Origin of the sequence: Dietzia sp. SLG310A2-38A2, assembly GCF_014145095.1 — a bacterium.
GTDB lineage: Bacteria > Actinomycetota > Actinomycetes > Mycobacteriales > Mycobacteriaceae > Dietzia.
The window spans coordinates 1-4,442 of the sequence record NZ_JAALDX010000133.1; the positions used below are offsets into that span (position 1 = coordinate 1).

The 4,442-nt window shown below is 69.6% G+C and carries 2 protein-coding genes and 1 pseudogene; all 3 read right to left on the reverse strand.

Annotated features, from left to right (window positions below; genetic code table 11):
- Positions 1-73 precede the first annotated feature (73 nt).
- A complete protein-coding gene (locus tag G6027_RS05120) occupies positions 74-2,080 on the reverse strand; it encodes an alpha/beta hydrolase-fold protein (RefSeq protein WP_182635990.1) in 2,007 nt (668 codons plus the stop codon).
- A 242-nt stretch (positions 2,081-2,322) separates the two neighbouring features.
- Positions 2,323-3,465, reverse strand: coding sequence for an alpha/beta hydrolase family protein (locus G6027_RS05125; protein ID WP_182635992.1), 1,143 nt, complete (start codon positions 3,463-3,465; stop codon positions 2,323-2,325).
- 194 nt (positions 3,466-3,659) lie between these two features.
- Positions 3,660-4,442: pseudogene (locus G6027_RS05130) on the reverse strand (arabinosyltransferase); the annotation flags it as partial.

A 4,442-nucleotide genomic window follows, 5' to 3' on the forward strand; every position in this document is an offset into this window, starting at 1 on the left:
TCGCCACCGCCGCAGGCGGCCAGCATGCCGCCCACCACGACGAGCGCGGCGCCGAGAGCCGCTGCCCTGGCCGTCACGAGATCTCCGCCCGGCCGCCGGTCACCGTGATCCGGCCGCCCTCGAACTCCATGACCTGACCGTCCCGGGTGGTGCGCAACTCGCTCGTGGGATAGCCGAGCCGGCCGCGTTCGTAGTCGACCGTGCCCCAGGCCTCGAACACCGGACCGCGGGGGACGGCGTGCGCACCGGTGCGCGGCGACCAGTAGATCGCCCCGCCCTGGAAGCGACTGAAGGCGCCGCCGCGGGTGGTCAGGGAGATCTCGTCGGTGGTGGGGTACCCGAGTTCCGAGTTCTCCGCGCCGGCCTCCCGGTAGGTGCTCAGGATGGCTCCCTCGACGACCCTGGGGCCCGTGGCGGAGGACCAGTAGACGGTGCCGCCCTGGAAACCCTGGACCACGCCGGGCTTGTTCGGGTTGGTGATCTCGTCGGTGGTCGGGTAGCCCAGGTCGCCGCGCTCGGCGCCGCGGTCCTGCCACATCGACCGGATCGCCCCGCGGATCGCGTGCGCCCCGGTGGTCGGCGACCAGTAGATGACCCCGTTCTGGAACTGGGTGAACCGGCCCCTGCCATCGGGAGTGGTGGTCTCGCCCGAGGTGGGCAGCCCCAGCGGGCCGTCGGGTCCGCCCTCGGCCTGGTAGGCGGCGCCGATGGCCCCGAGGACCGAGTGCGCGCCCGTCTGCTGCGACCAGAAGACGCGGCCGAAGCGGAAGTCGGTGGCCTTGCCGCCCTTAACGTCGTACTCGCCCGTCAGGCAGGGGCCCAGGCCGGGCTGACGTTCGGCGACCCGGGCGATCTCCCCCTGTGCCGCGCACGGGGGCTCGACGTTCTCGATCCCGACGGCGCCCGCGAACTGGGGCCACGCCTGCATCATCTCGAACTGCCAGTACGGCCACGTGTGGGTGCCCGAGGGCCGGAAGTTCGCCGTCACCTCGACGCCGGCCCCCCGGGCCTTGTTGACAAAGGTCTGGGTGGTCATCCGCGACAGCAGTTCGAGCCCGTAGCCCGGGAAGTTGGTGGGGATGTCCGGCAGGCCCGACGGCTGATCCCACGGCCCGGTGTTCCCGCTGCCCGCGGACACGTAGACGCTCTGGCCGCGGAGCTTGTCCGCGTGGAGCTTGGGGTCCTGCTCCTGCCACCGGGCCGAGCCGAGGGGTCCCCACATGCGCTCCGCCTGGTACCCGCCGGCGTCCTGCATGGCCACCTTGATGGCCTCGGGCATGCCGAAGCTCGTGGTGTCGAGGAAGCCCGAGAAGCTCGCCGCGAACTGGAAGTAGTCCGGGTATCGCTGCGAGAGCATCATGGCGGCAGTGCCGCCCATCGACAGTCCGGCCACGCCGTGCTTGTCGTTCACCCGCCAGTCGCGGGCCAGTAGCGGCGGCAGCTCCTCCATGAGGAACGTCTCCCACTGGTAGGCCGAGCCGTTGGCGTCCGCGACCCAGTCCGTATAGAAACTCGACTCACCGCCGACGGGGAGCACGACGATCGCGTTCTTGGCGTCGAAGAACTGGGAGATCTTGGTCTCGAGGGTCCATCCGCTGGCGTCGTTGCGCGCCCGCAGCCCGTCGAGCAGGAGCAGCGAGGGGTACGTGCGCTCCGGCTCGGCGTTCCACCGGGCCGGGAGCATGAGCTGCACCTGGATCGCCTGCTCCATGGCCGGGGACTGCACCCACAGCGCCACGCGGTTGGCCGACTTCCACTCGACCTTGTCCAGGCGGACCCCCGTCGGGATGGTCGTCGGCACGTTCAGCGACGGTGAGTCCACCCGGTTCTCGGGGGTCGACCGCGCCGGGTCCTCCTGACCGGGGCCGGTCTGTGCCGGGGTGCCCTGTGCCGGGGAGCCCTCTGCCGGAGTGCCCGGTGCCGGGGAGCCCTGTGCCGGAGTCACCCGCACCGGGGTCTCCTGCGCGCCCGCAGCAGGAGGGACGATGAGCCCTGAGCCCACCATTCCCGCCACGAGCGGGGCCGCCAGGAGGGACGCCCACCGGGTGCGGGGGCTCGCGTGTGCGCTGGGGGTCGCCATGTGAGGTTCTCTTCCTTGCCGCGTCGTCGCCGAACGTCTCGGTGAACGGGCCGCGAGCGCGACCCGGACAGCTTCTGACCGGGGCCCTGGTCCGTCGTCCGCCCGCGGGCTCCCCTCCCGCGGCCGAACCCGGTGGTCACGCAAGCGACCGGGGCCCCGCACGAGAATCTACGCACGGGGCCCCGGTGTGACGGGTGAGGACTCGCTGAGAGGAGCCCGATTCGTCGGCTAACCGGTCGTGATCACCACGCGAAGGCGTTCATCACGGGCAGGATCTGCGCCGAGCGGGCGGCGATCAGGTCGTCGTTCCAGTAGCCCCACCCGTGGATGCCGGTGTTGCGGTAGTCGAACGTGGCCTGGTTGGGCCGGGCGTTGAGGGTGTTCTGGAACGCGATGGTCGATCCGCGCGACAGGCCCTCGAGGATGATGCCGTTGAAGGTGTTGAACACCGCCTGCAGGCTGGAGGGCTGGTCGTACCGGCCGGGGATGGCCGAACCCGCGGTGATGTACATCGGGATGTCGCGCAGCTTGTCCGCGTTGAGCAGCGGGTCGTTCTGGCCCCAGCGCGGGGAGCCCGGCAGGCCCCACATCGCGAACGGGTCGCACTTGCACTGGTCGAACATCGCCAGCGGGATCATGGTGTACATGCCCGGCGCGGTGGGGTTCATGTAGCCGGAGAACACCGAGACCTGCTTGAACTGGTTCCGGTGCTTGGCGGCGAGCATCGCGGCAGCGGACCCGCCCATGGACAGTCCGGCGATGGCGTTGTTGTCCGTGCGGACACCGAAGTGGGCATTCAGGTACCCGGGCAGTTCGCGGGTCAGGAACGTCTCGTACTTGTACTCGACGAGGTTGCCGCCCAGGTTGATGGGCCGATCCCAGTCGGAGTAGAAGGAGACCTGGCCGCCGACCGGCATGACCAGGGTGATGTTGTCCTGGAGGAAGATGCGCTGCGCCTGGGCGTCGCGCGTCCAGGCGTTCCAGTCGTCCCGCGCGCGCAGGCCGTCGAGGAGGTACAGGCCGGCGTTGCCGCCGAAGCGGGCGGGCTGGACCTGGACCTTGATGTGGCGGTTCATCGCCGGCGACCAGACGTCGCACAGCTGGACCCACGAGGCGACCGGATCCCAGCTACACCCGGGGCGCAGCCAGTTCCGGAAACCGACCGGGTTCTCGTTTCCGGCGGCCGGCTGGAACGTGGGGGCGGCGTTCGGCGCATCGCCCGATCCGGCCGATCCTGCTGATCCGGCGGAACCGAGGCTGGCCGACGAGCCCTGCTCGGTGGCCTGGGCGCCGACGAGGGCCGGGGCGCCGGCGACGAGGCCCGCAGCCGTCGCCAGGGCGGTGAGCCCGGCGGCGAACTTGCGCCGGAGGGTGGTCTGGGACATTCGTGGGTTCCTTTGTTCGTTCCTGGTGCCCCCAGGTCTCCCGGGGCATCGGTGACGTCCATCGGACCGGCCCCACCAGGGGAGGACCGGAACTGCGACATGGTTACTGTCGCTCATTCTGGGACAGGTGTTACAGGTCGGGAACCTGATCGATCCCCTACTGTTATCGATTCGAGACAACAGTACGGGCCACACTACCGAGTGCCCTGGTACTTCTCCACTTTCTCAGGCATGGGCAACCCGCACCTCTGCACCTCGTATGCAGGGATTCTGTTGATGCGGTACTCGGCGAATGAAAATGCGTTCACGAGGTTGGACCAGCGCTTCTCCAGCGTCAACGGGCCGGAATACGAGTCGATCAACGCCTCGGTCGCGGGACAGGTGAGCGCCACCTCGGCCTGGTTGACCCAGTTCACGTCGATCCACCGCGGGAAGTTGACCGGGTCCTCGACCACCCCGGTGCGCGCGAGTACCCAGTCGTACGGCAGGAACTTGTCGTGCCCGATACGCCCGTCCTCCATGCGGTCGGTGTGCGCGGCCAACGGTGAGGCCAGTCCCACGGTGTCGTAGACGTCCACGTCGAGCGGGAGGTTCATGCTGGTCATGCCCAGGTTGAGGAACACGACCGTCTTGAGCGGATCGTCGGGGAGCTCGAACGGCTGCAGACCGGGCATCGGGCGGTCGTAGGCCACCACGTCCCACCGGTCCTGGAAGCCCGGGACCGGGAGGAAGACCGCCCCCGTCCGGTTGGTCGAGACCTCCCTCACCAGGGCCCTCATCCGCGGGAAGTCGAGGTAGTCGTCCGCGAGCAGCGGATGCTTGTGACCGGTGCGCTGGATGTAGTACTGCCGCTCGTCGACGATCCCCGCGGCGGTGATGGACTCCGGTTCGTCGCGGAACGGGTCCTGCACCACCTCGACCGTCACCGCCCACCCGACGACGACGAGCCACGCACCGGCGACCACCGGGACCGCCAC

What these genes read in the sequence shown, in the direction of transcription:
- G6027_RS05120 (WP_182635990.1), bottom strand. Translation starts at nt 2,080, where the DNA reads ATGGCGACCCCCAGCGCACACGCGAGCCCCCGCACCCGGTGGGCGTCC.
- G6027_RS05125 (WP_182635992.1), bottom strand. Translation starts at nt 3,465, where the DNA reads ATGTCCCAGACCACCCTCCGGCGCAAGTTCGCCGCCGGGCTCACCGCC.